The sequence below is a fragment of the Streptomyces yerevanensis genome, assembly GCF_000716805.1.
Classification (GTDB): Bacteria; Actinomycetota; Actinomycetes; order Streptomycetales; family Streptomycetaceae; genus Streptomyces; species Streptomyces flaveus.
This window is the reverse complement of the sequence record NZ_JNWJ01000018.1, coordinates 21,090-47,014: the sequence shown is the minus strand read 5'-3', so window position 1 is coordinate 47,014 and position 25,925 is coordinate 21,090. Positions and strand designations below refer to the sequence as shown.

Genomic DNA, 25,925 nt, shown 5'->3' with positions numbered 1-25,925 from the left:
CTCGCTGTCAGCCGTCCTCGGGCTCCTGCGGGGCTTGGAACCCGGCGGTGTCGAGCGTGCAGTCGAACGGCTCGGGGATGTGGAGCTTCTTGCCGAACGGCACGGTGAGGTGGGATTCGTATCCCTTGGCGGACGGAGTCCAGAGGACGGTGGCCTGCTCCTCCTGCATGTCGAGGATCAGGTAGACGGGGACGCCTGCCTTCCCGTAGGTCTCGACCTTGTCGGTCAGGTCGTCGTCTCGGGTGGAGGGCGAGGTCAGTTCGGCGACCAAGGAGAGGGCCTCCCCGTCCAGTTTGTTGCTCTCGGTCCGGCGGGCCTTCCGGTGAGCCACATGGATGTCAGGGCCGTACGCGCGCTCGATCCCGGGGAACACGAACAGCGCAGGCGACGAGCTGATCCGATGCCCGTCGGGCAGGTGAGGACGCAGCTGATCGCAGATCAGATCCATCACGTCGAGGTAGTACCCCTTCGACCACGGCGACAAGACGATGTTCCCCTTGATGATCTCGGCCTTGTAGCCGTCGGGCACGTGCAGCTCGTCGAGGGCGTCCAGCATGCCCTCGAAGCTGGGGGGTTCAGTGCCGCTTATCGTCGGTCGTTCCAGCATCACCGTCATGATGCGCCTTTCGTGCGAAGCAGGCCATTCACTACTCAGCGTATCCGGGCGTGTACGGGCTCCGCTCGGCCTTGTGGGAACAGTCCGAGCAGGCCGGGGCGAGGCCCAGACAAGCGTGCAGGGCTGTACTCAGGCGGGTGTTGAGGAGTTCCCGGTCGGAAGGGTCGTCCGATGGGGGCGGTACGAGGGCGAACGGTGCCGTCACGGTGAACAGGGTGCGGGCCATGGTCGAGTGGTCCGTGCCGGGGCGCCACTCGTAGAGGCGGGCCTGTACCCAGTACAGGGCTCGTGCGTGCAGTGCGGTGGCCGGTCTCGTCAGGGCGACGAGGAGCAGATCGGGACTCGTACGGGCGGTCGCGCGCGTCACGGGATGCTCGCGCAGCAGCCGGGCCGCGCGCACGATCTGCGCCGGTACTCGGCAGGGCGGCGGCAGTGTGCCGCCCGTGTCGCTCGCCACGTACAGCAGGCGGTCCAGCTCCGCCTCACATGCGTCCCGGGTCAGGACCTGGAAGTCCGGCCAGTTCCGGTACAGGTACTGACGGTTGGTGGCGGCCCGCCGCGCGATCTCCGCGATGGGCGGACGGCGCGGGCCGTGCTCGGCCAGCGTGGCGAGCACGGCTCGGTAGACGGTGCCCATTCCCGGCGGCGCGTGGATGCTCATGTGGGCAGCGTGCCGTGGCGGTGGCGGGCCCGCGCCTGGACTGGCTGCGGGTCCCCCGGAGGGGAGGGGTGTGCGCGGAAATGTGACAGATCGGGGTGCAGGTGTCACATTTTCGCGGGGAGGGTGGTGAGGAGGGCGGTCCAGGCTTCGCCGGAGACGGTGAGGGTGGGGCCGTCGGCGTTCTTGGAGTCGCGGATGTGGATGGTGGTGGCGTGGGGGCAGGTGGCCATCTCGACGCAGTTGCCGCCGCCGCCGTCGCTGTACGTCGACTTGCGCCAGGCATACGCGACTTCGAGGCAAGCGCCGCCGCTGTCATTGCTGTAGCTCGACTTGAACCACTGCGGTGTGCTGTTCATTGACGCTCTTCTCCTGCCAACCGCTGGATGAGGCTCAGGGAGTCGTCCGGGCTCAGAGCCTGTGAGCGGATCTTCGCATAGCGGTGCGAGAGTTGGGCGACCTTGGCGAGATCGCTGACCAGGATGCTCTCGTCCTCGATCTCCATGTAGACCACGTGGTGGTGCTCCTTGGTCTCCACCTGGATCATGTCGCCACGGGCACCCGCATGACTGCCCCGCAAGCCGCGCTCCAGAGGCATCACTTGGATGCTGACATTGTCCCGCTCGGCGTCCTCTGCGAGCGAGTGCAACTGCTCGCGATGCACATCCCAGGGGCCGAACGGCCGCTTCAGCACCGACTCGTCGAGGAGCAACTCGATCATCGCGGTCGGGTCGCGGTCGAAGAGCGCCTTGCGTGCCATACGTGCCTCGACCAGCTCCTCCACCTTGTCCTCGGTGAGCCTCCCCGAAGAGCCGTGACACGATCGAACACGTGAGTACGAGTACACCCGGCACCGTGGACCGCACCTTCAAAACCGCCCTCTACGCCGACACCGACACGGCCCTCGACACGGCCGCGTCCCTGCTCGCCGCCGACCCCTCGGCAGACGCCGAACTCGCCCTGCGCGGCGAGGAGTTCATCGCCACAGCCTGGCGGCGCGGCTGGCAGCCCGCCGATGTCGTACGGATCGTGCGACGCGAGCTGGACGAGACGCACGTACGCCTGGTGTCGGGCCTGATCCTCGGTGCGGAGGCCCGCCACAAGCAGCCACGCGGACGTCGATGGGCGGCCCAACTCGAAGACCTGGACCCCGGCACGGTACGAACGGACCGCTTCTCGTACGCGACCGCCGTACTGGAGCTCTACCGGCTACTCCTCCGCCTGCCACCCCTCGAACCGCTCGACGACCCGATCGCAAAGTCACCCCACAAGGCGACCCACAAAACGCCCGAGTCCCGCATGCTCCCCCGTATCCGCGCCCTGCTCGCCAAGGCGGAAGCGACCGGTTTCCCGGAGGAGGCCGAGGCGCTCACCGGCAAGGCGCAGGAGCTGATGGCGCGGCACAGCATCGACGAGGCCCTGCTCGCGGCGCGTACGCCCGCCGCCGACGCGCCCGGCGCGTGCCGGATAGGGATCGACCCGCCGTACGAGACGGCCAAGGCCACCCTCCTCGACGCGGTCGCCGCCGCGAACCGCTGCCGCGCCGTATGGAACGAATCTCTCGGCTTCTCCACGATGGTCGGCTTCGAGCCGGATCTGGAGGCGGTCGAACTCCTCCACACCTCACTGCTCGTGCAGGCCACCGCCGCGATGACGAAGGCGGAGGCAGCCGCCCGCGCGTCCGGTCGCCGCCGTACGAAGACCTTCCGGCAGTCGTTCCTGGCGGCGTACGCCCACCGCATCGCCACCCGCCTGACGTCCGCCACCGAAACCCAGGTGACCGAGGACCTCCTTCCGGTCCTCGCCACCCGCGAGGCCGCGGTCAGCGACCGAACGGACCGCATGTTCCCGGAGACGACCACGACCCGCGTGCGTGGAGTCAACGACGCGGCGGGCTGGACCCAGGGCGCCGAGGCGGCGGACCGGGCCCAGGTCGAACCGCACCGGCAACTCCCCTGACCGCACCCGGAAAACAGAACCCCGGAAAGCCGAACCCGGAAAGCCGAACGGCCCGTGGAACCCGAAGGATCGGATTCCACGGACCGTCAGCGACATCGGAAGCAGGTCCGGAAGAAGGCAGGCCCGGAAGAAGGCAGGCCCGGAAGAAGAAGGCTCGGACTCAGGAGCCCAAGCCGGCCGTCGGCAATCCCTCAGGCCACTTCCCGTCCTCCGACCGCGTGTACGTCTCCTCGCCGGACCCCTCCCATGTGACCTTCATGGTCGAGGAGTTGACGGAGTCGATCACGCCCTCGGCCCGGTCCTTGCTGCCGTCGTTGCACTTCAGGGCAATCTTCTGGGTGCCCGACGTCTCCCCGGCGGTCCCGCTGCACCAGGACCCAGCCGTCGAGAACAGCGCGACCTTCGCACCGTCGAACATCAACGCGACAAGCTTGCCGTTCTTCGTGGCGACCCAGCTGCCTTCCACCCCGTCGGCCTCGGCCGCATCCCCACCGGAGCCACCGCCGGCGTCAGCCGAACTCGCCGCAGCGCTCGGCTGAGGCTGGGGCGACGAGGCCTCGTCCCCACCCCCGTCGTCGCTGCCACTGCACCCGGTCAGGACGAGCGCGGCAGCCAGCCCCGCCGCCACGGACGCGAACCGCGCCTGCCTGCGCGAGAAGGTCACCGAAGTCACTGAAGCCCCCAAGGGTCGGGCCAGAAGAAGCTGGTCGACCGCAAGCTACCAGTGCGTACAGCAGGACCGTCTACCAGGACGATTTGCGCACACCGGGCAGAAAACCCGCGTGCGCCTGCTTGCGCAGATTCACCCGCGAGAGCCCGAAGGTGCGCAGGTACCCGCGCGGCCGTCCGTCCACACTGTCCCGGTTGCGTACGCGCGTGGCGCTGGCGTCGCGCGGCTGCCTGCGCAGTTCCTCCCGGGCGGCGAGCTTTTCGGCCTCCGAGGAGGACGGCCGGCGGATGATCTCCTTCAGCTCGGCCCGGCGGGCCGCGTACCGCGCGACGATCTCCTGGCGCTTCTCGTTCTTCGCGATCTTGCTCTTCTTTGCCATCAGACCTTCACCCCACGGGCACGAATCCTGGCCACGGCCGCCTCGACGCCGATCGTGTCGACGGTCTTGATCCCCTTCGTGCTGAGCTTCAGCCGTACGTGCCTGCCCTCGCTCGGCAGCCAGTAGCGCTTGCTCTGGATGTTGGGGTCGAAGCGGCGGGACGTACGCCGGTGGGAGTGGGAAATGGTGTTGCCGAAGCGTGGTTGGGCTCCGGTCAGCATGCAGTGGGCGGACATGGTGACGTACCTCTCTGGTTTCTCGCTGACCCGCGTTATTGGAAACGGGACCCGTTTTCATATACTAGCCACATGGCACGCAACGAACTCCGTCCGGTCATCAAGCTCCGGTCCACGGCCGGGACCGGCTTCACGTACGTCACGCGCAAGAACCGGCGTAACGACCCCGACCGGCTGACCCTGCGCAAGTACGACCCCGTCGTGGGCCGCCACGTCGACTTCCGAGAGGAGCGCTGATCCCGATGCGTGAGGGGATTCACCCGGCGTACGGCCCTGTCGTCTTCCGCGACCGTGCCGCCGACTACGCCTTCCTGACCCGCTCGACCATGACGAGCGAGAAGACGATCGAGTGGGAGGACGGCAACACCTACCCGGTCGTCGACGTCGAGATCTCGAACGTGAGCCACCCCTTCTACACGGGGACGGCCCGCGTGCTGGACACGGCGGGCCGTGTGGAGCGCTTCGAGAAGCGGTACGGCAAGCGCGAGGCCGGCTGATGCTGTCCGTCGCCATCGTCGGCGGACTGCACGTCGACGCCCGAAAGGCAGCCGTCGACCGGCTGCTCGCGGACGTGCCGGGGGCCGTCGCGCTGCACCATGACCTGGCAACGGCCGTGCAGGGCACGGTCGTTCGCACGATCCGCGACAGCGGCGGGACGGTGTCGACCGGTGAGGCGCCGCTCGTCAACGACTGCGCGTGCTGTGCGCTGCGCGAGGACCTGGTGCCCGAGCTGGAGCGGCTCGCGGAGGACGGGACGACGCGGCTCGCGGTCGTCGAGCTGTGGGAGTCGGTCGAGCCCAAGGCGATGGCCGAGGTCGTCGCGGGCGCCGGGCTCCGGCTGACCGGCGTGATCACGGCGGTCGACCCCGCCCTGGTGCTGCCGTATCTCGGCAACGGCGACGACCTCGCGGAGGCGGGCCTCGCCGCTGCCGCCACCGACCAGCGCACCATCGCCGACACGTTCGCGCGTCAGCTGGAGTACGCGCCCGTGCTCGCCGTCGCCGAGTCCGACGAGGCCGACGACGAGGACCGGGCGCTGCTGGCGCAACTCCATCCGACCGCCCGCCAAGTCCCGCTCGGCCACGGTGACTTGGCGGGTGCCGCACTGGCCGGCTTCGACGTGGAAGCCGCCGCTGCCGCCCAGCACCCGGCCTGTGCACTGCTGCCGGCCGAGGCGGACGAGTGCGGCGTCTCCACCCTCGTATGGCACCGTCGGCGTCCCTTCCACCCGGAGCGGCTGTACGCGGCGCTGGAGGACGTGACCTGCGCCGCGGCCCGTAGCCGCGGCCGGTTCTGGCTCGCCGACCGGCCCGACACGCTGCTGCACTGGGACGCGGCCGGAGGCGCCCTGTGCGTCGAGAACGCGGGCCCCTGGCTGGCCTCCCTGCCGGACGCGGCCTGGGAGATGGTGCCGCCGGTACGCCGCGCCGCGGCGGCCCTCGACTGGGACCCGGAGCACGGCGACTGCTGCCAGCACCTGGTCTTCACGTCTCCGGGGCTGGACCGCGACGGTCTTGAACGGCTCCTCGAATCCTGCCTGTTGACCGACGCGGAGTACGCGGCGGGCCGCACCGCCTGGAAACAGCTCCCGCCCGCCTTCGACACCCTCCTGGAGGTCTGACCTATGCCCCGCAAGCCCGAACGCAAGCCCCAGAAGTCCCGCCCCAACCCCTTGGACGTGGCCGGGATCACGTACATCGACTACAAGGACACCGACCTGCTGCGGAAGTTCATCTCGGACCGGGGCAAGATCCGCAGCCGCCGCGTCACTCGGGTTTCTTCCCAGCAGCAGCGGCGGCTGGCCCGCGCGATCAAGAACGCACGGGAGATGGCACTGTTGCCGTACGCGTCACGGTAGCCACGCGCCACCCCATCGGCCCTCCACCAGCGGTGTTCATGCCGCCGGCGGAGGGCCGCTGTCGTTGACGGGCAGTCAGTTCGGCGGCCGTTCAATGGAACACAAACCGTGCGGGATACGTCTGTTCCTACGTACGAGGGGTTCGACCGGCACGGGGCCGGAGGCCGCATGCGATGCGATCTCCGGGGCAGGCGCTGAGACAGCTGTCAACGTGTGAGGCGCGAGTGGGTGCTGTAACCGCAGGACCACCGCGCGTGCACGTGCATCTGCCCATGCATCCGCACATGAAGAGGGCTATGATCCGGGTCAGTTGACCACCGCATCACTGGCACCAAACGCCAACTGCGCCACCGGGGAGCGACCTGTGGACCACGACGTGTACAACGGCATGGCTGCCACGGAGCTGAATGGGGCGGCCTGGCAGAAGAGCAGGCACAGCAATTCCCAAGGCTCCTGCGTGGAGTTCGCCCGGCTGCCCGGAGGCGAGGTGGCGGTGCGCAACTCGCGCTTCCCGGACGGGCCCGCGCTCGTCTACACGCGCGCCGAGATCGAGGCCATGCTCCTGGGCATCAAGGACGGCGAGTTCGACCACCTGGTGGGCAACTGAGGGCGATCACCCCCTCGCGCACCGTAACGCGCGTAGAACCGCGGCGCGAAAAAGCGCCGCGGTTCCTCAGCCGACCGAGTGGAGCCGGAACAGCGCCCACACGACCTTGCCGTTGAGCGTGCCCGCGAGCGGGTGCCACCCCCAGCTGTCGGCGAACGAGTCCACCAGGAACAGGCCGCGCCCGGACTCCGCCGAGAAGTCGTCCGAGTCGCGCGCCTCCGGACTGTCGTGACTGGGATCGCGCACGGCGCACACGAGTCTCCCGGTCCAGTGCATCAAGTGCAGCCGCACGGGCGGACCGAACTCGGGTCCGCGTGGGGTGTCCGCGGGCAGCGCATGCCGCAGCGCGTTGGTGACGAGCTCCGAGACCACCAGGCACACGTCGTCGAAGCGGTCGCCTATGTCCCACTCGTCCAGAGTTCCGCGCGTGAACTTCCGTGCGTCGCGCACCGCTTCGTAGCGGGCGGGCAGAGCACAGGAAGCGGCGTTGGACACGGCCGCGGGATCCAGTGGCGGAAGCCCCTGCCGTAACGGCTCGAGCATGGTCGATCCATTCGTCCCCATGCGAGGCACTCCCGGGATTCGCGGTCGTTGCGATGCAGCGGTGGCGCGAGACCATGGTTCCGAATGCTTTCGGCAGATGCAAGGGCAGATGCACGTGCACGTGCCTGAATTGGACCTTGACGTACCACTTCTTGCTCATTTTTTCCGCCAACTTCTTGCAGTTTTCTTACCCCTGACCTCCCTCCGCCCACTCTCTGGCTGGTCTTCTCCTTGCAACTTCCTGTGCAACTGCCCAGGAGGTCTTGCCGTTTGTGTAACCGAACGAGTACACCGTGGAGTGTTTTAGTGGCAGACTGCGGCCCCTGAAGACAGTTGGGGAGGCTGACGAACGTGAGCGCGCAAGAGTCGGGATCGGTGGTACGACGCATGCTGCTCGGCTCGCAACTCAGGCGACTGCGGGAGTCGCGGGGGATCACGCGAGAGGCGGCCGGATACTCGATCCGGGCCTCCGAGTCGAAGATCAGCCGCATGGAATTGGGGAGGGTGAGCTTCAAAACGCGTGACGTCGAGGATCTGCTGACGCTGTACGGCATCACCGACGAGACGGAGCGCAACTCACTGCTCTCCCTCGCCAAGGAGGCCAACGTCGCGGGCTGGTGGCACAGCTACTCGGACGTGCTGCCCACCTGGTTCCCGACCTACGTCGGCCTGGAGGGCGCCGCGTCCCTGATCCGGTCGTACGAAGTGCAGTTCGTGCACGGCCTGTTGCAGACCGAGGCGTACGCGCACGCGGTCGTCGAGCGCGGCATGAAGAACGCGAGCGTGGCCGACATCGACAAGCGCGTGGCGCTGCGCATGGAGCGCCAGAAGTACCTGGTGTCCGAGAACGCCCCGGACTTCCATGTCGTACTCGACGAAGCGGCGCTGCGACGTCCGTACGGCGACCGGGAAGTGATGCGGGGTCAGCTCCAGCATCTGATCGAGGTGTCCGAGCGGCCGAACGTACGGCTTCAGGTCATGCCGTTCAGCTTCGGCGGGCACGCCGGCGAGAGCGGCGCCTTCACGGTGCTCACCTTCCCCGAGTCCGATCTGTCCGACGTGGTCTATCTGGAGCAGCTCACCAGCGCGCTGTATCTGGACAAGCATGAGGACGTCACGCAGTACGGGAAGGCGATGCAGCAGCTCCAGGACGACAGTCCGGGACCGAACGAGAGCCGGGACGTGCTGCGGGGCCTGCTGCAACTGTCCTGAAAAGCCTTCACAGGTTCTCCAGCTTCTCCCCAGAGGGTCCTCCAAGTCCCTTCAAGTCCTTTGAAACACAAGTACGATGACGCGTGATCAGACCTTGACACGGATCGGGTTTCTGCGGGTGTCTGCCATGGGCGGGATCCGCCCCGGCAGTAAGGGATATGAGGGTCACATGTCGTCCTACTTCACGGACCTGGCTCAGCAGTACATCGACGGAGAGTGGCGTCCGGGGACGGGGTCCTGGGACATCATCGACTTCAACCCGTACGACGGTGAGAAGCTGGCGTCGATCACCATAGCCACGGTCGACGAGGTGGATCAGGCCTACAAGGCCGCCGCCCGGGTCCAGAAGGAGTGGGCGGCGACCAACGCGTACGCGCGGCGCGGGGTGTTCGAGAAGGCCCTGCGGATCATCGAGGACCGCGAGCAGGAGATCGCCGAGACGATCATCGCCGAGCTCGGCGGTACGCATCTGAAGGCGGGCTTCGAACTCCACCTCGCCAAGGAGTTCCTGCGCGAGGCGATCCATGTGGCGCTGCGTCCCGAGGGCCGGATCATTCCGTCGCCGGTCGACGGCAAGGAGAACCGCGTCTACCGCGTTCCGGTCGGCGTCGTCGGTGTGATCAGCCCCTTCAACTTCCCCTTCCTGCTGTCGCTGAAGTCCGTGGCGCCCGCCCTGGCGCTGGGCAACGCCGTGGTCCTCAAGCCGCACCAGAACACCCCGATCTGCGGTGGCTCCCTGGTCGCGAAGATCTTCGAGGACGCGGGGCTGCCGGCCGGCCTGCTGAACGTCGTGATCACCGACATCGCGGAGATCGGCGACGCGTTCATCGAGCACCCGATCCCCAAGGTCATCTCCTTCACAGGCTCCGACAAGGTGGGCCGCCACGTCGCCACGGTCTGCGCCTCGCAGTTCAAGCGCGCCGTCCTCGAACTCGGCGGCAACAGCGCGCTGGTGGTCCTCGACGACGCCGACATCGACTACGCGGTCGACGCGGCCGTCTTCAGCCGGTACGTGCACCAGGGCCAGGTCTGCATGGCCGCCAACCGTGTGCTGGTGGACCGCTCGATCGAGGCGGAGTTCACCGAGAAGTTCGTCGCCAAGGTGAAGACCCTGAAGGCGGGCGACCCGCGCGACCCGCAGACGGTCATCGGCCCGGTCATCAACTCCTCGCAGGCGGACGCCATTTCGGGCGCCGTCGACCAGGCGATCGCCGAGGGCGCCACCGCGCTCGTGCACGGCTCCACCACCGACAACCTCGTCGAGCCGAGCGTCCTGACGGGTCTGCCCGCCGACGCGGCGATCCTCCAGCAGGAGGTCTTCGGCCCGGTCGCGCTCCTCATCCCGTTCGACGGCGAGGAGGAGGCCGTACGCCTCGTCAACGACACCCCGTACGGCCTGAGCGGCGCCGTGCACACCGCCAACATCGAGCGAGGCGTCTCCTTCGCCAAGCAGATCGACACAGGCATGTTCCACGTGAACGACGGCACGGTCCACGACGAGCCGCTGGTCGCCTTCGGCGGCGAGAAGTCCTCCGGCATCGGCCGCCTGAACGGCGAGGCGACGGTCGAGGCGTTCACGACGCAGAAGTGGATCTCTGTGCAGCATGGGCGGAGCTTCTTTCCGTTCTGAGGCCCTGGCGGCCTCTCGCGGACAGAATCTGACCTACATGGCCCATAGCTTCGTCGGTGTCAGGCAAGAGGACGTACCGACGAAAGGCGGCCGGTCATGGTTGCTCACGTTTCCGCAGAGGCGCAGGGCGATGAGCGTGGGGCGCTGCTCTCCTTTCTGGAGGAGCAGCGTGGGGGTATTCGCCGGGCGGTGCTCGGGCTGACGGAGGAGCAGGCGGCTTCGCGGCCCAGTGTCAGTGAGTTGTCGCTCGCGGGGCTGGTCAAGCATGTTGCCGAGGTCGAGCAGGGGTGGATCGCGCGGGCCAGGCAGGAGGCCCCCGCGGTGCACCGGGACGAGTCGAACTGGCACGAGTGTTTCCAGCTCGCGGGTGACGAGACGCTCGAGTCGCAGCTCGCGTACTGGGAGAAGGTCGCGGCCGAGACGGAGGCGTTCATCCGGTCGGTGCCCAGCCTCGACGACACCTTCTTGCTGCCGAAGACGTCCTGGAATCCGAAGGATGAATGGCTCTCCATGCGCTGGCTGTGCCTGCACCTGATCCGCGAGACGGCCCGGCACGCCGGTCACGCCGACATCATCCGCGAGTCCCTGGACGGGAAGACGGCCTTCGAGCTCGTCGCTCTGGAGCAGGGCACGAGCTGGGGCTGACCCGCGCGGTTCTACGCTGGCCCCATGTCAGCGATCCGTCTTCTCGTTCTCGGTGCTGTCCGTCAGCACGGCCGGGCCCACGGCTACCAGGTGCGCAACGACCTGGAGTACTGGGGCGCGCACGAGTGGTCCAACGCCAAGCCGGGCTCGATCTACCACGCGCTCAAGCAGATGGCGAAGCAGGGCCTGCTGCGCGCGCACGAGATCGCGCCCTCCACGGCCGGCGGCCCGCCGCGCACCGAGTACGAGATCACGGAGAAGGGCACCGAGGAGTTCCTCACGCTGCTTCGCGGGTCCCTGACCGCGTACGACCAGAGGCCGGACGCGCTCTCGGCCGCGCTCGGCTTCATGGTCGACCTGGACCGTGAGGAGGTCCTCGAACTCCTCGAGGAACGGGTGCTCGCCATAGAGGAGTGGCGCAAAGCCGTCACCGAGTACTACACGCCCGAGGACGGCCCCGAACAGCTCGGCCACATCGGCGAGATCATGAACTTCTGGGTCCACTCGGCCGACACGGGCGCCGAGTGGACCCGCGGCCTGATCGAGCGGATCCGGGGCGGGGCGTACACCTTCGCGGGCGAGGGGGAACCGTTCGTGGGGGTGCTCGCGGAGGGCCAGGAGAATCCGTACGCGACGGGGGAGCGGCATGCGGGGGACGCGCGCTGAGTCGGAGAGTCGGGCGTGTGGGGCCGAGCGCGCTCGGTCGGCTGGGATTAATCAAGTTTGACTAATTGGCCCGGTGGGCATACCTTTCACGGACAAGCTACTAGTCAAGTTTGACTAAGCTGTACCGGAGGGAGCCGGATGACCGACGCGATCGTCGTCGAGGGCGTACGGAAGCGATACGGGGACAAGGCGGCCCTGGACGGGCTGGATCTGGCGGTGCGGAGCGGCACCGTGCACGGTCTGCTCGGGCCGAACGGAGCCGGCAAGACCACCGCGGTACGCGTGCTGACCACGCTGCTGCGGCCGGACGAGGGGCGCGCGGAGGTCGCCGGGTACGACGTCGTACGGGAGGCCGGCCGGGTGCGGCGACGCATCGGCCTGCTCGGCCAGCACGCCGCGCTCGACGAGGAACTCGGCGGACGGCAGAACCTGGAGATGTTCGGGCGCCTCTACCACCTGGGCGCCCGCCACGCGCGCGTGCGGGCCGACGAGCTCCTGGAGCGCTTCGGTCTCGCGGACACGGGCCGCAAGGCGGTGAAGCAGTACAGCGGCGGCATGCGGCGCCGACTGGACCTCGCCGCCTCCCTCATCACGGAGCCGGAGGTGCTCTTCCTCGACGAACCGACCACAGGGCTCGACCCGCGTGGCCGCGCGGAGGTGTGGGGCGCGGTGCGCTCCCTGGTCGGCGGCGGCACGACCGTGCTGCTCACCACGCAGTACCTGGAAGAGGCCGACCAGCTCGCCGACCACATCTCGGTCGTCGACCGGGGCCGGGTCATCGCGGACGGCACGGCGGACGAACTGAAGACGAAGACGGGCGGCGACCGGATCGACGTGGTCCTGCGGGACGGCGGCCAACTGGGCGCCGCCGTAGCCCTGTTGCCGTTCGACAAGGACGACATCTCCGTGGACGCCGACCGCCGCCTCCTCAGCGCCCCGGTCACCGACCGCATGGCGGCGCTCGCCGGGGCCGTACGCGCCCTGGAGGAGGCCGGGATAGAGGCGGAGGACATCGCCCTGCGGCGGCCGACGCTGGACGAGGTGTTCCTGCACCTCACGGGAGACGACTCCACAGGATCCACAGGGGACGATCACCGCGATCACGCTGTGAAGGAGGCCGTGTGAGTACGACGTACGAAGAGAGCCGCGTGGCGACGTACGAGACGAGCCGTGACGGTGGGTGGGCGTACGTCCTCACCGACTGCTGGACCATGACCCGGCGCGAACTCGCCCACTGGGCGCGGCAGCCGGTGCAGATGGTCGTCGGGCTCGTGTTCCCCGTGATGCTGCTGGTGATGTTCGGCTATCTGGTCGGCGGCGGACGGGGCGTCGAGGGCGACTACATCGACTTCCTGGTGCCCGGGATGCTGGCGCTGACCATGGCCTTCGGTCTGGAGGCCACGATGATCGCCGTCACCCAGGACCTCAACAAGGGAGTGATCGACCGCTTCCGGTCGATGCCGATGACCAATGGGGCGGTCCTGGTGGGTCGTTCGGCCGCCGACATGCTCCAGTCTGCGGTGGGTCTGGCCGTGCTGATCGGCGTCGCGTATGCGCTCGGCTGGCGGGCGCACGGCACGTTCGGGTCCTTCCTGGGGGCCGTGGGGCTGCTGCTGCTGTTCCGGTTCGCGATGCTGTGGATCGGCATCCAGCTGGCGATGGTGGCCGGAAAGCCGGAGCTGGTGCAGGCCGTGCAGATCCTGGTCTGGCCGGTCGGCTTCCTGTCCAACGCGTTCGCGGTCCCGAAGTCCATGCCGGACTGGCTGGGCACGGTGGTCGAGTGGAACCCGATGTCACACACGGCCACAGCGGTACGGGACCTGCTCGGCAGCCCCGGCGGCGAGCCCGGCCACGTCTGGGCGGCTATCATCTGGCCGCTCGCCCTGCTGGCGGTGTTCTTCCCGCTGGCGGTGCGGAGGTTCGGGGCGCTGAGCAAGTAGCCGCGGCTCAGTGATGGAACCCGGTCGCCGCCTCCGTGTCGTGCGTCAGCGGATTCGGCTGGCGGCGCAGCTCGGGCAGCAGGCGCCCCAGGTCCTCGACGAACAGTTCGGCGAGGTCCGACGAGAAGCCGTTGCGGCACACCACGCGCAGCGCGGAGAGGTCCTGGCGGTTCGCCGGGAAGGTGTACGCGGGGACGAGCCAGCCTCGCTCGCGCATTCTCCGGGACACGTCGAAGACGTCGTACGCCGTCACGTCGGTTGCTGTCGTGAAGGAGAAGACCGGCAACTGATCGCCACGAGTGAGGAGTCGGAAGTCTCCCAGCCCCTCGACGTGGTCGGCGAGCCCCATGGCCACGTCCCGCGTCGCCTGCTGGACCGCCCGGAAGCCCTCGCGGCCCAGCCGCAGGAACGTGTAGTACTGCGCGACGACCTGGGCGCCCGGCCGGGAGAAGTTGAGTGCGAAGGTGGGCATGTCGCCGCCGAGGTAGTTCACCCTGAAGACCAGTTCTTCGGGCAGCTCGGCGGCGGACCGCCACAGGGCCCAGCCGACACCGGGGTACACGAGCCCGTACTTGTGCCCCGAGGTGTTGATGGAGGCCACGCGCGGCAGCCGGAAGTCCCAGAGCAGGTCCTCGTCGAGGAAGGGAGCGACCATCGCTCCGGACGCCCCGTCGACATGGACGGGAACGTCGAGCCCTGTTCGCTCCTGCAACTCGTCCAGGGCGGTGCAGAGTTCGGCGATCGGCTCGTACGACCCGTCGAAGGTGGACCCCAGGATGCCGACGACACCGATGGTGTTCTCGTCGCACAGCTCGGCAGCCGCCTGCGGGTCGAGGTGGAACCGGTCGCCCTCCATGGGCACTTGGCGCGCCTCGACCTCCCAGAAGGTGCAGAACTTCTCCCAGCAGACCTGGACGTTGACGCCCATGACGAGGTTCGGGCGAGCTCCGGGGTACCGGTCGGCATTCCGCTTGGCCCAGCGGCGCTTGAGCGCCATGCCAGCGAGCATGCATGCCTCGCTCGATCCGGTCGTCGAGCAGCCCACGGCGGCGGACGGATCCGGCGCGTTCCACAGGTCGGCGAGCATCGCCACACACCGCCGCTCCAGCTCTGCCGTTCGCGGATACTCGTCCTTGTCGATCATGTTCTTGTCCCGGCACTCCGCCATCAGCACGTCGGCCTGCGGTTCCATCCAGGTGGTGACGAAGGTGGCGAGGTTGAGGCGAGAGTTCCCGTCCAGCATCAGCTCGTCGTGGACGAGCTGATAGGCCGTGGCCGGTGGCAGCGGCCCGTCCGGCAGCCGGTGCTGGGGTGGGGCCTCGGTCATGCCGCCGACCGGATTGGCCTCGCCGTAGAAGGGGTTGGCGGCCCGGGGGCGCTCGTCGGGCTTCTCGGGGCCGGTGTGGAGCGGCATGGTGCCTCCGGTCGGTCAGGTCGGGCTTCCATGATGGATCACAGGGGTGTCATAACCGGGTAAAGGTTGCATAGCGGCTGGAGGTGATGAGTTACTCACAGGGTGGCTCTCATCGGTGTACAGGGGGCGCACAAGGAGGCCATGGAACCTGGAGGCGTCACTCGGCGTTGATAGCTTTGGTCGTCCGAAGCAGAAAAGACGATCGTCTGCGCCTCACTTCACCCTCAGGAGCCCGGAACCATGACGCTTGCCCTTGGACCAAGCTGGTTGGATCCGGACTACCTGCTCGACACATTCGGCATCTGGGGACTGCTGGTCATCGTCTTCGCCGAGTCCGGCCTGCTCATCGGCTTCTTCCTGCCGGGTGACTCGCTGCTGTTCACGGCGGGGCTGCTGATCGCCGAGGGCACGCTGGACTTCCCGCTGTGGGCGGCCGTCATCCTGATCTGTATCGCCGCGATCCTCGGCGACCAGGCGGGCTACATGTTCGGCAAGAAAGTGGGGCCCGCGCTGTTCAAGCGCCCGGACTCCCGCCTCTTCAAACAGGAGAACGTGGTCAAGGCCCACGACTTCTTCGAGAAGTACGGGCCCAAGTCTCTTGTGCTGGCCCGCTTCGTGCCCATCGTGCGGACGTTCACGCCGATCATCGCGGGCGTCAGCGGCATGCGGTACCGCTCGTTCCTCACGTTCAACATCCTCGGCGGCATCCTCTGGGGCGCGGGCGTCACGCTGCTCGGCCATTGGCTGGGCCAGATCGACTTCGTGAAGAAGAACATCGAGGCGATCCTCATCCTGATCGTCTTCCTCTCCGTGCTGCCGATCATCATCGAGATCCTGAAGGCCCGCGGTAAGTCGAAGAAGAACCCGCCCCAGGTCGCCCCGGAGGCACCGCCCGCCATGGACGACGCGACGACCCAGCTGCGCGCCGTGCCACCGGCCAACCAGGACCAGACGTACGGCCACCAGGGCCAGGACCAGGGCGCATACGGCCACCAGGGCCAAGGCCAGGGATACGGCCCCCAAGGCGGCCAGGGCGGCCAGGGCTACCCGCAGCAGCAGCCGCAACAGCAGCCCCCGTACGGCTCGGACCAGGGTTACGGACAGCAGCAGGGCCAGCCGCCTTACGCCGCGCAGTACCCGCAGGGGCAGCAGTACCCCCAGGGTCAGCAGTACCCGCAGGGCGGCCAGGGCGGCTACCCGTACGGCCAGGGCCAGGACTACCCGCAAGGCTGAGCGGGACTGTATCGATTTGCGGCTCCGCCGCGTGGGCGCGACCAGCCACAAACAACCCGCAGCCGCCAGCGAACCAGTAGCCCCGAGCTATAAGGCGCCCTCAGAAACCACGTGTCCGCTTGGCCGCGCGCCGCCCCTCCGTCGAAACCCCCGGCAGCCGCATGAACAGCCGGGAGATCTCCGAGCCGAGGTTCACACCGATCGCGATGGCCATCGCGAGAGCGGCGGCCTTGGACAGGTTGACAAGGCCGGCGTCGACGTCGTTCTGGGCGATGGACAGCAGCCCGAAGTACGTCGCCGAACCGGGCAGCAGCGGCCCGATCGCCGCCGTCGTGTACGGCATGGCGGAAGCGAACCGGAAGCGGGACAGCAGCTGTCCGAACAGGCCCACCACGCCCGCCGCGACAGCCGTGGAGGCGACCGGCGAGAGCCCGCCCGGGTAGTGCATCGCGCCGTACACCGACCAGGCCACCCCACCGTTGAGGGTCACCATCAGGACGGTGGATCGTTCCTGCTGGAGCAGTACGGCGAAGGCCAGCGCCAGCAGCATCGAGGCGACGATCGCCACCACGGGCTGCTGGGAGCTGCTCACGGCGATATCCGGATCCAGCTCCGCGCCCAGCTTCACCCCGAAGTACAGCGCCAGCAGAACCCCGGTGACGATGCCCACGTAGAAGTACATGACCTCCAGCAGGCGCGCGGCGGCGGTGATGTAGAAGCCCGTCAGCCCGTCCTGGACGCCCGCGACCAGCGCCCGCCCGGGCAGCAACGCGAAGAGCCCACCGGTGACCACCGCGGACGACGCCACGTCGACGTTCGCCAGCGTGAGCGCGATGCCGATCGCGGCCGGAGGCATGGCGGCCACCGTGAACTGGTAGAACTCGGGCAGCCCGCGCCCCGCGCACAGCCACGCGAGCCGGTCGCCGAGCATCGCGCCGAGCGCGGCGGCGACGAACACGATGGCGTCACCGCCGACGAGCACGGAGGCCGCGCCCGCGAGCAGCCCGGCGGCACCGGTCAGTACCCAGCCGGGATAGGGGTGCCGGTTGCGTCGTATCTCCGCGAGCCGCCGGTAGGCCTCCTCAAGGGAGACCTCGGTCTCGTCGTCACTGATGTCGTCGACGAGCCGGTACACGGCCGCGAGCCGCGTGTAGTCGGTGGCCCGGCGGCGTACCGTCCGCGAGGCCGTGATCGGGTCGTCCACCAGGGACGGCTGGTACGACATGGACAGCAAGGTGAAGGTGACGTTCGGCTCGCAGCGGTCCAGGCCGTACGAACGGCAGACGGCGAGCATCGCCGCCTCCACGTCCTCGGCGCCCTCGCCGCCCGCGAGCAGCAGTTCGCCGATACGCAGCGTCAGGTCGAGCACCCGCGGGACGGCCGGGCCGTCGTCCTCCTCCGTGCGCTGGGCGGGCTCGGCGACGGGCCGGTCGGACACCGGCATACGCAGCATCGTGCGCATCCGGTCCTGCCAGGGCACCTCCTTGGTCAGCCTGACCACGGGGATGCCGGTCGGCGGGGTGAAGGCGGGGGCCCGGTACGTACGCGGGGCGTTGAACGCCGAGCCCTCCCGCTCGGCGGACGGCGGCTCGGGCGGCGCGAGCCCTTCAGGGATCGCGAACTCCGACGTCGTATGCGACTCGTCCTCGAACGCCGCTGCCACCCCGCTCGGCGGCGCGAACGCGCTCCTCGCCTCGTCCGACTGCGGCTTACGGTCCTCCGCGTCCGGCTCAGCCACCAGCTCCCGCCCCACTTCTCCTACGTCCGTTCCCGTACGTGCTCCCCCGTACGCCGTATCTCGGATGTACGCCTCTGCGCAAGAACGCCTCAGCGCAAGAACACACGAACGGGCCGCGTCACCCATCGGGTTACGCGGCCCGCCGGTCGATCACTTGGCCTCAGTGGCCGCCGGTCTCCTTGAAGCGCTTGTAGGAGCGCTCGATCTCGGCCTCGGCGTCCGTGCGGCCCACCCAGTTGGCGCCCTCGACGGACTTGCCCGGCTCCAGGTCCTTGTAGACCTCGAAGAAGTGCTGGATCTCCAGACGGTCGAACTCCGACACATGGTGGATGTCCCGCAGGTGCTCCACGCGCGGGTCGTGCGCCGGGACGCACAGCAGCTTGTCGTCACCGCCGGCCTCGTCCGTCATACGGAACATGCCGATCGTGCGGCACTGGATGAGGCAGCCAGGGAAGGTCGGCTCGTCCAGGATGACGAGGGCGTCCAGCGGGTCGCCGTCCTCGCCGAGGGTGTTCTCGACGAAGCCGTAGTCGGCCGGGTAGCTGGTCGAGGTGAAGAGCCGACGGTCCAGGCGGATCCGACCGGTCTCGTGGTCCACCTCGTACTTGTTCCGCGAACCCTTCGGAATCTCGATCGTGACGTCGAACTCCACCGGTGGCTCCTCCATGATCAACACATACGTCTGGTGGTTAAGTGTCCCTCACGCAGGTGTGTGATCGCGAAAGGGGTTGGTGTCCGTGCCGGAGCTGAAGGCTTGGCGGGCCGCGCGACCGCATGTGGAGCGGATCGCGCGAGCCGTGAGGCCGGGGCTCGTACGGGCCGTGGAAGCCGTCAGGCCGTGGCTCGTACGGTCCTTGGGGGCTGTGCGGCCGCGGATCGCACGGCTGACCACCGTGCAGTTCACGGCGGGCGCCGCTCTCCTCGGCCTCGCACTGGCGGCCACCGTGGTGACCGCGGCCGGCCCTTGGGACTCCAGCGGTCAGCGTACGGCCGAGCGGGACTGGGCGGCATCGCGGGAGGGGGTAGGTGGCGCAGATCACGGCCCTGAATCCGGCCCTGGATCCGGTACGTCCGAGAAGGCGCCGCGTCCCGCACCCAGCGCCCCCTCCGTACTCGCGGGCCTCGGGCGCACGACCGGCTCCGTTTCCTCGCCCACCGAGAAGGCCCTCGCCGATGTCCTCGGCCCACTGCTCGACGACCCCTCGCTGGGTTCGGAACGTACGGCCGCGGTCGTCGACGTGGCCACCGGCAAGCGGCTGTACGGCAGGGCCGCGGACGAGGCGCTGACGCCCGCCTCCACCACGAAGATCGCCACCGCCGTCGCGGCGCTCTCCGCGGCGGGCGCCGACCACCGCATCGCGACCCGTACGGTCCTCGATCCCGGCACCAAGAAACTCGTCCTCGTCGGCGGCGGCGACCCCACGCTGACCGCCCGCGAGGAAGCGAAGGGCAACGCGAGCCTGCGTACGCTCGCCGACGAGACCACCCGGGCCCTCAAGGCCCGCAAGCTGGACGCGGTGACGCTCTCGTACGACACCACGCTGTACGACGGCCCTGCGCTGCACCCCATCGGTCCCGACAACCCCAACATCGCGCCGGTCACCGCCCTGATGACCGACGAGGGCCGCCTCGACGACTCGTCCTCCGGCACCGCGGACCGCAGTACGGACCCGGCGGCGGACGCGGCCCGGCAGTTCGCGGCCCTCCTGAACGACCGTGGCATCAAGACCAAGTCCCCCGGCCCCTCCAAGGCGACGGGCCGCGCGGAGCCTCTCGCGAAGGTCGAGTCCCCGCCCCTGTCCGCCCTGGTCGAGCGGATGCTGACCAACAGCGACAACGACATCGCCGAGGCCCTGGCCCGCCAGACCGCACTCGCCTCCGGCGAACAGGCCAGCTTCGAAGGCGGCTCCACGGCGATCCGTACGCAGTTGAAGAAGCTCGGACTGCCCGTGGAAGGCGCCCAGTTCGCGGACGGCAGCGGCCTGGACCGAGCCGACCGGCTCACCGCGGACCTGCTCACCGCCCTCCTGGCCAAGGCAGGCGCCCCCGACCACCCCGAACTCCGCCCCGCCCTGACCGGCCTCCCAGTAGCAGGCTTCACCGGCACCCTCCGCAACCGCTATACGGACCAGTCCGGCACGGGAGTCGTACGAGCGAAGACCGGCACGCTGACGGGCGTACACACCTTGGCGGGCACAGTGGTGGACTCCGAGGGCCGCCTACTGGCCTTCGCTTTCCTGACGTCTTCGAACCGCCCGACGGATCCGGCAGCAACGCAGAAGACGCTGGACGGCGCGGCGTCGGCGCTGGCGAGCTGCGGCTGCGGCGGCTGAGGGAGGCGGCTGTGGCGCTGACGTGGCTGCGCCCCTGGAAGGAGGGCCTGCGGCCCTCCTTCCAGGGGCGCGGGGCTGTGACATATGCGGCTCCGCCGCGTGGGCGCGCCCAGCCACAACGGACCCGCAGCCGAGCTACGACCAAGAACCCCCACGAACCCCACACCCTGCACCCAGCGGCAGCGCTCACGTACGGTTGAGGGCATGACGAGCATCGGTGGTGCCGAGATGGTCGACTGGAATCTCGCGGTGGCGACCGCGACCCGGCTCGTAAGGCCGGGCCCAGAGGTGAGTCGCGACGAGGCCAGGGCCGTCGTCGCGGAGCTGCGCCGACATGCGAAGGCGTCGGAGCAACACGTACGCGAGTACACGCAGATGGGCAGCGAGGACCTGCGTGACACCCCCATCCTCGTCGTCGACCGCCCGGGTTGGATCCGGGCGAACGTCGCCGGGTTCCGGGAGATCCTCAAACCGCTCCTCGACAAGATGCAGGAACGTCGCGGCAGCACCCCCGGCGGAGCCGTCCTCGGCGCCGTCGGCGGCAAGGTCACCGGCGTCGAGCTGGGCATGCTGCTGTCGTTCCTGGCCTCCAGGGTGCTGGGCCAGTACGAGACCTTCGCCCCGGCGACCCGCGAACTCCCGGCGGGCGAGAACGGCGGCGGCAGGCTGCTCCTGGTCGCCCCGAACATCGTGCACGTGGAGCGCGAACTGGACGTACAGCCCCACGACTTCAGGCTCTGGGTCTGCCTGCACGAGGAGACGCACCGGACGCAGTTCACGGCCGTGCCCTGGCTGCGCGACCACCTCGAGGGCGAAATCCAGTCTTTCCTGGAGGAGACCGAGGTCGACCCCATGACGGTCCTCGAGCGCATCCGGGAGGCCGCGCAGACGCTCGCCGGCAGCCGTCCCGAGGGCGAGGAGGGCGACGACGGGGGACGGTCCATCGTCGAGATCGTCCAGACGCCCGCCCAGCGCGAGATCCTCGGCCGGCTGACCGCCGTGATGTCCCTCCTGGAGGGCCACGCGGACTTCGTGATGGACGGCGTGGGCCCCGCCGTGGTCCCGTCCGTCGCCGAGATCCGCGAGAAGTTCCAGCAGCGCCGCCAGCGCGGGGCCTCCCGCCTCGACCTGGCGCTGCGCAAGCTGCTCGGCCTGGACGCCAAGCTGCGCCAGTACCGGGACGGGGAGCGTTTCGTACGAGCGGTCGTGGACCAGGTCGGCATGGAGGGGTTCAACCGCGTGTGGACCTCGCCGAACACGCTCCCCACCAAGTCGGAGATCTCCAAACCGGCGGACTGGGTTGCGCGGGTGCACCGTAAGGCAGAGTCGTGAACTGAATCCGGCCGAGGACAGGTGAGCGCCCCCGCTATCACCCGTCCGAGGGACCGTGGGGCATGGGTAGGCGTGCAATGCTCGGGGAACGGCCCGTTTCTGTCACCATCTAGGCACTCTGCGTGACCGAAGCTCGGGCTCACCCCCGACAATTTCATGAAGGGAACCGGACATGGGTCCCCATCCAGCGGTCGCGGCGATACGCCTGGCGGTCCGCCGCGTCCTCCACGACATCCTCACCGATCACACGCCTGCCCATCCCGACACCGCGCACCCCGATCCCACGCACGCCGATATCGCGCACGAGCAGTCGCCCCCGCCGCTCGTGCTCGTGGCGTGCTCCGGCGGCGCCGACTCGATGGCGCTCGCCTCCGCGCTCGCCTTCGAAGCCCCCAAACTCGGCATCCGCGCCGGTGGCATCACCGTCGACCACGGTCTGCAACCCGGCTCCGACCTGCGCGCCCAGGAAGTCGTCGTACGACTCACCGAACTCGGCCTGGGCCCGGCCGAGTCCATCGCCGTCAGCGTCGGACGCGACGGCGGCCCCGAGGCCGCCGCCCGCGACGCGCGGTACGCCGCCCTGGACGCCGCCGCCGAGCGCCACGGCGCCACGGCGGTCCTGCTCGGCCACACCCGCGACGACCAGGCCGAGACCGTACTGCTCGGCCTCGCCCGCGGCTCCGGCATCCGCTCGCTGTCCGGCATGGCCGCGGTCTCCGGAGGGCCGGGAGCCACCCGCCGCTACCGCCGCCCCTTCCTGCACCTCGACCGGCAGACCGCCCGCAAGGCCTGCATGGTCCAGTCGCTCCCCGTCTGGGAGGACCCCCACAACTCCGACCCGGCCTATACGAGATCACGCCTGCGCCAAGAGGGGCTGCCCGCCCTGGAGAAGGCCCTCGGCAAGGGCGTCGTCGAGGCCCTCGCCCGTACGGCACAGCTGTCCCGCGACGACGCCGACGCCCTCGACGCCTGGGCCCGCCAGGCCGAGGCCTCCGTGCGGGACGCCGCCGGCCTCCTGGAGTGCGCCAAGCTGTACGCCCTGCCGCCCGCCGTGCGCCGCCGTATCCTGCGCCGCGCCGCCATCGAGGCCGGGGCGCCCGCCGGTTCACTGTTCGCCCGGCACATCGAAGAGATCGACCGGCTGATCACCGGTTGGCGCGGCCAGGGGGCCATCAACCTGCCGGGCAAAGTCGCCGTCCAGCGGCAGGGTGGCAGACTGGTGATTCGGCAAGGCTGAATCCGGGTCTTCCGCCGGCCCCTTGTGCGGGTCGTGGGCGGCCCGAGTGGCCGCCATACATGCGGGACGACCGAAAGTGATGCGGGTGGACGCGAAAGACATGGGCACCGACCTCAAGTCGGTGCTCATCACCAAGGAAGAGATCGACGCCAAGCTGGTCGAACTGGCCGCGAAGATCGACGCGGAGTACGCGGGCAAGGACCTGCTGATCGTCGGAGTCCTCAAGGGCGCCGTGATGGTCATGGCGGACCTGGCGCGCGCCCTCACCACCCCCGTCACCATGGACTGGATGGCCGTGTCCTCGTACGGCGCGGGTACGCAGTCCTCCGGCGTCGTGCGGATCCTCAAGGACCTCGACACCGACATCAAGGGCAAGCACGTCCTCATCGTCGAGGACATCATCGACTCCGGTCTGACGCTGTCCTGGCTGATCTCCAACCTCGGCTCGCGCGAGCCCGCGTCGCTCAAGGTGTGCACGCTGCTGCGCAAGCCGGAGGCCGCCAAGGTCGCGATCGACGTGGAGTGGGTCGGCTTCGACATCCCGAACGAGTTTGTCGTGGGCTACGGCCTCGACTACGCCGAGAAGTACCGGAACCTGCCGTTCGTCGGTACGCTCGCTCCTCATGTCTACGGTGGCTGAGGCACTCTCGTAGACAGTGGCGAAGCCCACGCAGCAGTGGAGGACGGCCCGGGAACCCTTGCGGGTTCCGCGCCGTTGGAGCATGCGTAGACGGGTTTGTCAGCCGGACCGTGCGGCTTCGGGTGACAATGCTGGGGTACCGTCCGAAGAACAGTCTTATCAAACTCACTATGGCAGGAGGGACGGGGCGGCACCGCTCCGTATGGATGGACGTGAAGCGATACTTCCGTGGGCCGGTCATGTGGATCGTGCTGGCCGTCCTTGCCGTGGTCGTGTTGATGCAGGTCGTCGGCTCGTCCGGCGGCCACAAGACAGTGGACACCGGCCAGGTCGTCCAGGCGATCAATGACAACAAGATCGAGTCGGCCAAGCTGACCACCGGCGACGAGCAGATCATCAAGGTCGAGCTCAAGGACGGCGAAAAGGTCGAGGGCAGCTCGAAGATCCAGGCGAGTTACATCGGCGACCAGGGTGTGAACCTCGCCAACACACTGCAGACCAAGTACGAGGACAAGCAGATCCCCGACGGCTACACGGTGTCGCCGTCGAAGCAGAACCCGTTCGTCGGGCTTCTGATCAGCCTGCTCCCCTTCGTCCTCATCGTGGTCATCTTCCTGTTCCTGATGAACCAGATGCAGGGCGGCGGCTCCCGAGTCATGAACTTCGGGAAGTCCAAGGCCAAGCTCATCACCAAGGACACCCCGAAGACGACGTTCTCGGACGTCGCGGGCTCGGACGAGGCCGTCGAGGAGCTCCACGAGATCAAGGAGTTCCTCCAGGAGCCGGCGAAGTTCCAGGCCGTCGGGGCGAAGATCCCCAAGGGCGTACTGCTGTACGGCCCGCCCGGTACGGGCAAGACGCTGCTCGCGCGTGCTGTCGCGGGCGAGGCGGGTGTCCCCTTCTACTCGATCTCCGGTTCCGACTTCGTCGAGATGTTCGTCGGTGTCGGTGCCTCCCGGGTCCGTGACCTGTTCGAGCAGGCCAAGGCGAACGCTCCGGCGATCGTCTTCGTCGACGAGATCGACGCCGTCGGCCGGCACCGCGGTGCCGGTATGGGCGGCGGTCACGACGAGCGCGAGCAGACGCTGAACCAGCTGCTCGTCGAGATGGACGGCTTCGATGTGAAGGGCGGCGTGATTCTCATCGCCGCCACGAACCGGCCCGACATCCTCGACCCGGCCCTCCTGCGCCCCGGCCGTTTCGACCGCCAGATCGCGGTCGACCGCCCCGACATGCAGGGCCGTCTGGAGATCCTCAAGGTCCACCAGAAGGGCAAGCCGGTCGCGCCGGACGTCGACCTGTCCGCAGTGGCGCGTCGTACGCCGGGCTTCACCGGCGCCGACCTGTCGAACGTGCTGAACGAAGCGGCGCTGCTCACCGCGCGTGGCAACCAGAAGCTGATCGACAACCACATGCTGGACGAGGCGATCGACCGTGTGGTCGCGGGCCCGCAGAAGCGGACCCGGATCATGTCGGACAAGGAGAAGAAGATCACCGCGTACCACGAGGGCGGTCACGCCCTGGTCGCGGCGGCCTCACCGAACTCCGATCCGGTCCACAAGATCACGATTCTCTCCAGAGGCCGTGCTCTCGGCTACACGATGGTCCTGCCGGACGAGGACAAGTACTCCACGACCCGCAACGAGATGCTCGACCAGCTGGCATACATGCTGGGCGGGCGCGCGGCCGAGGAGCTCGTCTTCCACGACCCGACCACGGGTGCTGCGAACGACATCGAGAAGGCCACCGCAACGGCCCGCGCGATGGTCACGCAGTACGGCATGACCGAGCGCCTCGGTGCGATCAAGTTCGGTGGTGACAACACCGAGCCGTTCCTCGGCCGTGAGATGGGTCACCCGCGCGACTACTCGGAAGAGGTCGCCGCGCTCGTCGACGAAGAGGTCAAGAAGCTCATCGAGACCGCGCACAACGAGGCCTGGGAGATCCTGGTCGAGAACCGCGACGTCCTGGACAACCTGGTCCTCGCGCTGCTCGAGAAGGAGACGCTGAACAAGGAGCAGATCGCCGAGATCTTCGCCCCGATCGTCAAGCGTCCGGCCCGCCCCGCGTGGACCGGCTCCGCCAGGCGCACTCCGTCCACCCGCCCGCCGGTGCTCTCCCCCAAGGAGCTGTCGCTGACGAGCGGGACGAACGGCGCGGCGCCGGCGATCACTGCGAAGTCGAATCCTGCCGCCGAGGCGGCGCTTCCGGTGGCCGAGCCGACTCCGGAGGAGCGTCCCGAGAGCTGAACCACCCGGCCCCGGCTGCCTCGATCGGCCCGGAACGGATGCCGCGCCCCCCTGGTCTAGCCTGGGGGGCGCGGCATATTCGTATGCGCGGACATGAAGCGCGTGATCCGTACGCGTCGAAGGCACAGGA

Annotated in this window: 28 protein-coding genes and 1 pseudogene; 18 read left to right on the top strand and 11 right to left on the bottom strand. The window is 68.7% G+C overall.

Features of this window, described 5'->3' with window-relative positions:
* Positions 1-7: 7 nt before the first annotated feature.
* The 4 genes and pseudogenes from OP79_RS20295 to OP79_RS20280 all read right to left on the bottom strand — a co-directional run.
* The gene (locus OP79_RS20295) at positions 8-616 is read right to left on the bottom strand and encodes a Uma2 family endonuclease (protein WP_033321698.1); all 609 of its coding nucleotides are present in this window, start codon (positions 614-616) and stop codon (positions 8-10) included.
* Positions 617-647: 31 nt separating this feature from the next.
* On the bottom strand, positions 648-1,277 hold the full coding sequence (locus tag OP79_RS50465) for a TetR/AcrR family transcriptional regulator (RefSeq protein WP_157857333.1): 630 nt from the start codon (positions 1,275-1,277) through the stop codon (positions 648-650).
* A gap of 104 nt (positions 1,278-1,381) precedes the next feature.
* Positions 1,382-1,633 (bottom strand): DUF397 domain-containing protein, encoded by a 252-nt coding sequence (locus OP79_RS20285; RefSeq protein ID WP_033321697.1) that lies wholly within the window; start codon positions 1,631-1,633, stop codon positions 1,382-1,384.
* Positions 1,630-2,067 (bottom strand): annotated as a pseudogene (locus OP79_RS20280) (DUF5753 domain-containing protein); the annotation flags it as partial. The gene OP79_RS20285 and the pseudogene OP79_RS20280, both read right to left, overlap by 4 nt.
* Positions 2,068-2,105: 38 nt before the next feature.
* Here OP79_RS20280 and OP79_RS20275 point away from each other — a divergent pair.
* Entirely contained in the window at positions 2,106-3,233 is a 1,128-nt protein-coding gene (locus tag OP79_RS20275; protein ID WP_245685394.1) for a DUF2786 domain-containing protein, read from the top strand.
* A gap of 160 nt (positions 3,234-3,393) precedes the next feature.
* Here OP79_RS20275 and OP79_RS20270 read toward each other — a convergent pair whose 3' ends face one another.
* The 3 genes from OP79_RS20270 to rpmB form a co-directional block, all read right to left on the bottom strand.
* On the bottom strand, positions 3,394-3,897 hold the full coding sequence (locus tag OP79_RS20270; protein ID WP_033321695.1) for a hypothetical protein: 504 nt from the start codon (positions 3,895-3,897) through the stop codon (positions 3,394-3,396).
* A 79-nt stretch (positions 3,898-3,976) separates the two neighbouring features.
* Complete coding sequence (gene rpsN, locus OP79_RS20265; protein WP_033321694.1) at positions 3,977-4,282, bottom strand: 30S ribosomal protein S14; 306 nt, start codon at positions 4,280-4,282, stop codon at positions 3,977-3,979.
* Complete coding sequence (gene rpmB, locus OP79_RS20260; RefSeq protein ID WP_033321693.1) at positions 4,282-4,518, bottom strand: 50S ribosomal protein L28; 237 nt, start codon at positions 4,516-4,518, stop codon at positions 4,282-4,284. Before rpmB ends, rpsN begins: the two co-directional genes overlap by 1 nt.
* Before the next feature lie 72 nt (positions 4,519-4,590).
* Between rpmB and rpmG the strand changes: the two genes are divergently transcribed.
* The 5 genes from rpmG (at position 4,591) to OP79_RS20235 (ending at position 6,983) form a co-directional block, all read left to right on the top strand.
* Positions 4,591-4,755: a 50S ribosomal protein L33 gene (gene rpmG / locus OP79_RS20255; RefSeq protein ID WP_033321692.1), complete on the top strand. Its 165-nt coding sequence runs from the start codon at positions 4,591-4,593 to the stop codon at positions 4,753-4,755.
* 5 nt (positions 4,756-4,760) lie between these two features.
* Entirely contained in the window at positions 4,761-5,015 is a 255-nt protein-coding gene (locus OP79_RS20250; protein WP_033321691.1) for a type B 50S ribosomal protein L31, read from the top strand.
* Positions 5,015-6,139 carry a CobW family GTP-binding protein gene (locus OP79_RS20245; protein WP_033321690.1) on the top strand — a complete coding sequence of 375 codons (1,125 nt, stop codon included), beginning with the start codon at positions 5,015-5,017 and terminating at the stop codon, positions 6,137-6,139. Before OP79_RS20250 ends, OP79_RS20245 begins: the two co-directional genes overlap by 1 nt.
* 3 nt (positions 6,140-6,142) lie before the next feature.
* A complete protein-coding gene (gene rpsR / locus OP79_RS20240; RefSeq protein WP_033321689.1) occupies positions 6,143-6,376 on the top strand; it encodes a 30S ribosomal protein S18 in 234 nt (77 codons plus the stop codon).
* A 388-nt stretch (positions 6,377-6,764) separates the two neighbouring features.
* Positions 6,765-6,983, top strand: a complete 219-nt coding sequence (locus tag OP79_RS20235; protein WP_051744783.1) for a DUF397 domain-containing protein — start codon at positions 6,765-6,767, stop codon at positions 6,981-6,983.
* A gap of 66 nt (positions 6,984-7,049) precedes the next feature.
* Here OP79_RS20235 and OP79_RS20230 read toward each other — a convergent pair whose 3' ends face one another.
* Entirely contained in the window at positions 7,050-7,526 is a 477-nt protein-coding gene (locus OP79_RS20230; RefSeq protein WP_033321687.1) for an ATP-binding protein, read from the bottom strand.
* Positions 7,527-7,913: 387 nt separating this feature from the next.
* Between OP79_RS20230 and OP79_RS20225 the strand changes: the two genes are divergently transcribed.
* From OP79_RS20225 to OP79_RS20200, 6 genes are all read left to right on the top strand, one after another.
* Positions 7,914-8,738, top strand: coding sequence for a helix-turn-helix domain-containing protein (locus OP79_RS20225; RefSeq protein ID WP_051744772.1), 825 nt, complete (start codon positions 7,914-7,916; stop codon positions 8,736-8,738).
* A gap of 169 nt (positions 8,739-8,907) precedes the next feature.
* Positions 8,908-10,368 carry an aldehyde dehydrogenase family protein gene (locus tag OP79_RS20220; RefSeq protein WP_033321685.1) on the top strand — a complete coding sequence of 487 codons (1,461 nt, stop codon included), beginning with the start codon at positions 8,908-8,910 and terminating at the stop codon, positions 10,366-10,368.
* 96 nt (positions 10,369-10,464) lie between these two features.
* A complete protein-coding gene (locus OP79_RS20215; RefSeq protein ID WP_033321684.1) occupies positions 10,465-11,013 on the top strand; it encodes a DinB family protein in 549 nt (182 codons plus the stop codon).
* 24 nt (positions 11,014-11,037) lie between these two features.
* Positions 11,038-11,679 (top strand): PadR family transcriptional regulator, encoded by a 642-nt coding sequence (locus tag OP79_RS20210; protein WP_033321683.1) that lies wholly within the window; start codon positions 11,038-11,040, stop codon positions 11,677-11,679.
* Positions 11,680-11,817: 138 nt separating this feature from the next.
* On the top strand, positions 11,818-12,804 hold the full coding sequence (locus tag OP79_RS20205) for a daunorubicin resistance protein DrrA family ABC transporter ATP-binding protein (RefSeq protein ID WP_033321682.1): 987 nt from the start codon (positions 11,818-11,820) through the stop codon (positions 12,802-12,804).
* Positions 12,805-12,890: 86 nt separating this feature from the next.
* Complete coding sequence (locus tag OP79_RS20200) at positions 12,891-13,619, top strand: ABC transporter permease (protein WP_033321768.1); 729 nt, start codon at positions 12,891-12,893, stop codon at positions 13,617-13,619.
* Between the two features lie 7 nt (positions 13,620-13,626).
* On the opposite strand, the gene gad is transcribed toward OP79_RS20200, so the two are convergent.
* On the bottom strand, positions 13,627-15,033 hold the full coding sequence (gene gad / locus OP79_RS20195) for a glutamate decarboxylase (protein ID WP_033321681.1): 1,407 nt from the start codon (positions 15,031-15,033) through the stop codon (positions 13,627-13,629).
* A 240-nt stretch (positions 15,034-15,273) separates the two neighbouring features.
* Between gad and OP79_RS20190 the strand changes: the two genes are divergently transcribed.
* Complete coding sequence (locus tag OP79_RS20190; protein ID WP_033321680.1) at positions 15,274-16,266, top strand: DedA family protein; 993 nt, start codon at positions 15,274-15,276, stop codon at positions 16,264-16,266.
* A gap of 100 nt (positions 16,267-16,366) precedes the next feature.
* Here OP79_RS20190 and OP79_RS20185 read toward each other — a convergent pair whose 3' ends face one another.
* Positions 16,367-18,007, bottom strand: coding sequence for a threonine/serine exporter family protein (locus OP79_RS20185; RefSeq protein WP_425428585.1), 1,641 nt, complete (start codon positions 18,005-18,007; stop codon positions 16,367-16,369).
* A gap of 157 nt (positions 18,008-18,164) precedes the next feature.
* Positions 18,165-18,656 (bottom strand): inorganic diphosphatase, encoded by a 492-nt coding sequence (locus tag OP79_RS20180; RefSeq protein ID WP_033321679.1) that lies wholly within the window; start codon positions 18,654-18,656, stop codon positions 18,165-18,167.
* 79 nt (positions 18,657-18,735) lie between these two features.
* Here OP79_RS20180 and dacB point away from each other — a divergent pair, with 79 nt between their 5' ends.
* The 5 genes from dacB to ftsH all read left to right on the top strand — a co-directional run bounded on the left by dacB (position 18,736) and on the right by ftsH (position 25,795).
* A complete protein-coding gene (dacB, locus tag OP79_RS20175) occupies positions 18,736-20,337 on the top strand; it encodes a D-alanyl-D-alanine carboxypeptidase/D-alanyl-D-alanine endopeptidase (protein ID WP_051744771.1) in 1,602 nt (533 codons plus the stop codon).
* Positions 20,338-20,541: 204 nt separating this feature from the next.
* On the top strand, positions 20,542-21,669 hold the full coding sequence (locus OP79_RS20170) for a zinc-dependent metalloprotease (protein ID WP_033321678.1): 1,128 nt from the start codon (positions 20,542-20,544) through the stop codon (positions 21,667-21,669).
* Between the two features lie 172 nt (positions 21,670-21,841).
* Positions 21,842-22,906, top strand: coding sequence for a tRNA lysidine(34) synthetase TilS (gene tilS, locus OP79_RS20165; protein ID WP_033321677.1), 1,065 nt, complete (start codon positions 21,842-21,844; stop codon positions 22,904-22,906).
* Between the two features lie 79 nt (positions 22,907-22,985).
* Entirely contained in the window at positions 22,986-23,546 is a 561-nt protein-coding gene (gene hpt / locus OP79_RS20160; RefSeq protein WP_033321676.1) for a hypoxanthine phosphoribosyltransferase, read from the top strand.
* 206 nt (positions 23,547-23,752) lie between these two features.
* Positions 23,753-25,795 (top strand): ATP-dependent zinc metalloprotease FtsH, encoded by a 2,043-nt coding sequence (gene ftsH, locus OP79_RS20155; RefSeq protein ID WP_033321675.1) that lies wholly within the window; start codon positions 23,753-23,755, stop codon positions 25,793-25,795.
* Positions 25,796-25,925: the final 130 nt, after the last annotated feature.

What these genes read in the sequence shown, in the direction of transcription:
- OP79_RS20295 (WP_033321698.1), bottom strand. Translation starts at nt 616, where the DNA reads ATGACGGTGATGCTGGAACGACCGACGATAAGCGGCACTGAACCCCCC.
- OP79_RS50465 (WP_157857333.1), bottom strand. Translation starts at nt 1,277, where the DNA reads ATGAGCATCCACGCGCCGCCGGGAATGGGCACCGTCTACCGAGCCGTG.
- OP79_RS20285 (WP_033321697.1), bottom strand. Translation starts at nt 1,633, where the DNA reads ATGAACAGCACACCGCAGTGGTTCAAGTCGAGCTACAGCAATGACAGC.
- rpsN (WP_033321694.1), bottom strand. Translation starts at nt 4,282, where the DNA reads ATGGCAAAGAAGAGCAAGATCGCGAAGAACGAGAAGCGCCAGGAGATC.
- rpmB (WP_033321693.1), bottom strand. Translation starts at nt 4,518, where the DNA reads ATGTCCGCCCACTGCATGCTGACCGGAGCCCAACCACGCTTCGGCAAC.
- rpmG (WP_033321692.1), top strand. Translation starts at nt 4,591, where the DNA reads ATGGCACGCAACGAACTCCGTCCGGTCATCAAGCTCCGGTCCACGGCC.
- OP79_RS20250 (WP_033321691.1), top strand. Translation starts at nt 4,761, where the DNA reads ATGCGTGAGGGGATTCACCCGGCGTACGGCCCTGTCGTCTTCCGCGAC.
- OP79_RS20245 (WP_033321690.1), top strand. Translation starts at nt 5,015, where the DNA reads ATGCTGTCCGTCGCCATCGTCGGCGGACTGCACGTCGACGCCCGAAAG.
- rpsR (WP_033321689.1), top strand. Translation starts at nt 6,143, where the DNA reads ATGCCCCGCAAGCCCGAACGCAAGCCCCAGAAGTCCCGCCCCAACCCC.
- OP79_RS20235 (WP_051744783.1), top strand. Translation starts at nt 6,765, where the DNA reads ATGGCTGCCACGGAGCTGAATGGGGCGGCCTGGCAGAAGAGCAGGCAC.
- OP79_RS20230 (WP_033321687.1), bottom strand. Translation starts at nt 7,526, where the DNA reads ATGCTCGAGCCGTTACGGCAGGGGCTTCCGCCACTGGATCCCGCGGCC.
- OP79_RS20225 (WP_051744772.1), top strand. Translation starts at nt 7,914, where the DNA reads ATGCTGCTCGGCTCGCAACTCAGGCGACTGCGGGAGTCGCGGGGGATC.
- OP79_RS20220 (WP_033321685.1), top strand. Translation starts at nt 8,908, where the DNA reads ATGTCGTCCTACTTCACGGACCTGGCTCAGCAGTACATCGACGGAGAG.
- OP79_RS20215 (WP_033321684.1), top strand. Translation starts at nt 10,465, where the DNA reads ATGGTTGCTCACGTTTCCGCAGAGGCGCAGGGCGATGAGCGTGGGGCG.
- OP79_RS20210 (WP_033321683.1), top strand. Translation starts at nt 11,038, where the DNA reads ATGTCAGCGATCCGTCTTCTCGTTCTCGGTGCTGTCCGTCAGCACGGC.
- OP79_RS20205 (WP_033321682.1), top strand. Translation starts at nt 11,818, where the DNA reads ATGACCGACGCGATCGTCGTCGAGGGCGTACGGAAGCGATACGGGGAC.
- OP79_RS20200 (WP_033321768.1), top strand. Translation starts at nt 12,891, where the DNA reads ATGACCCGGCGCGAACTCGCCCACTGGGCGCGGCAGCCGGTGCAGATG.
- gad (WP_033321681.1), bottom strand. Translation starts at nt 15,033, where the DNA reads ATGCCGCTCCACACCGGCCCCGAGAAGCCCGACGAGCGCCCCCGGGCC.
- OP79_RS20190 (WP_033321680.1), top strand. Translation starts at nt 15,274, where the DNA reads ATGACGCTTGCCCTTGGACCAAGCTGGTTGGATCCGGACTACCTGCTC.
- OP79_RS20170 (WP_033321678.1), top strand. Translation starts at nt 20,542, where the DNA reads ATGACGAGCATCGGTGGTGCCGAGATGGTCGACTGGAATCTCGCGGTG.
- tilS (WP_033321677.1), top strand. Translation starts at nt 21,842, where the DNA reads ATGGGTCCCCATCCAGCGGTCGCGGCGATACGCCTGGCGGTCCGCCGC.
- hpt (WP_033321676.1), top strand. Translation starts at nt 22,986, where the DNA reads ATGCGGGTGGACGCGAAAGACATGGGCACCGACCTCAAGTCGGTGCTC.
- ftsH (WP_033321675.1), top strand. Translation starts at nt 23,753, where the DNA reads ATGGACGTGAAGCGATACTTCCGTGGGCCGGTCATGTGGATCGTGCTG.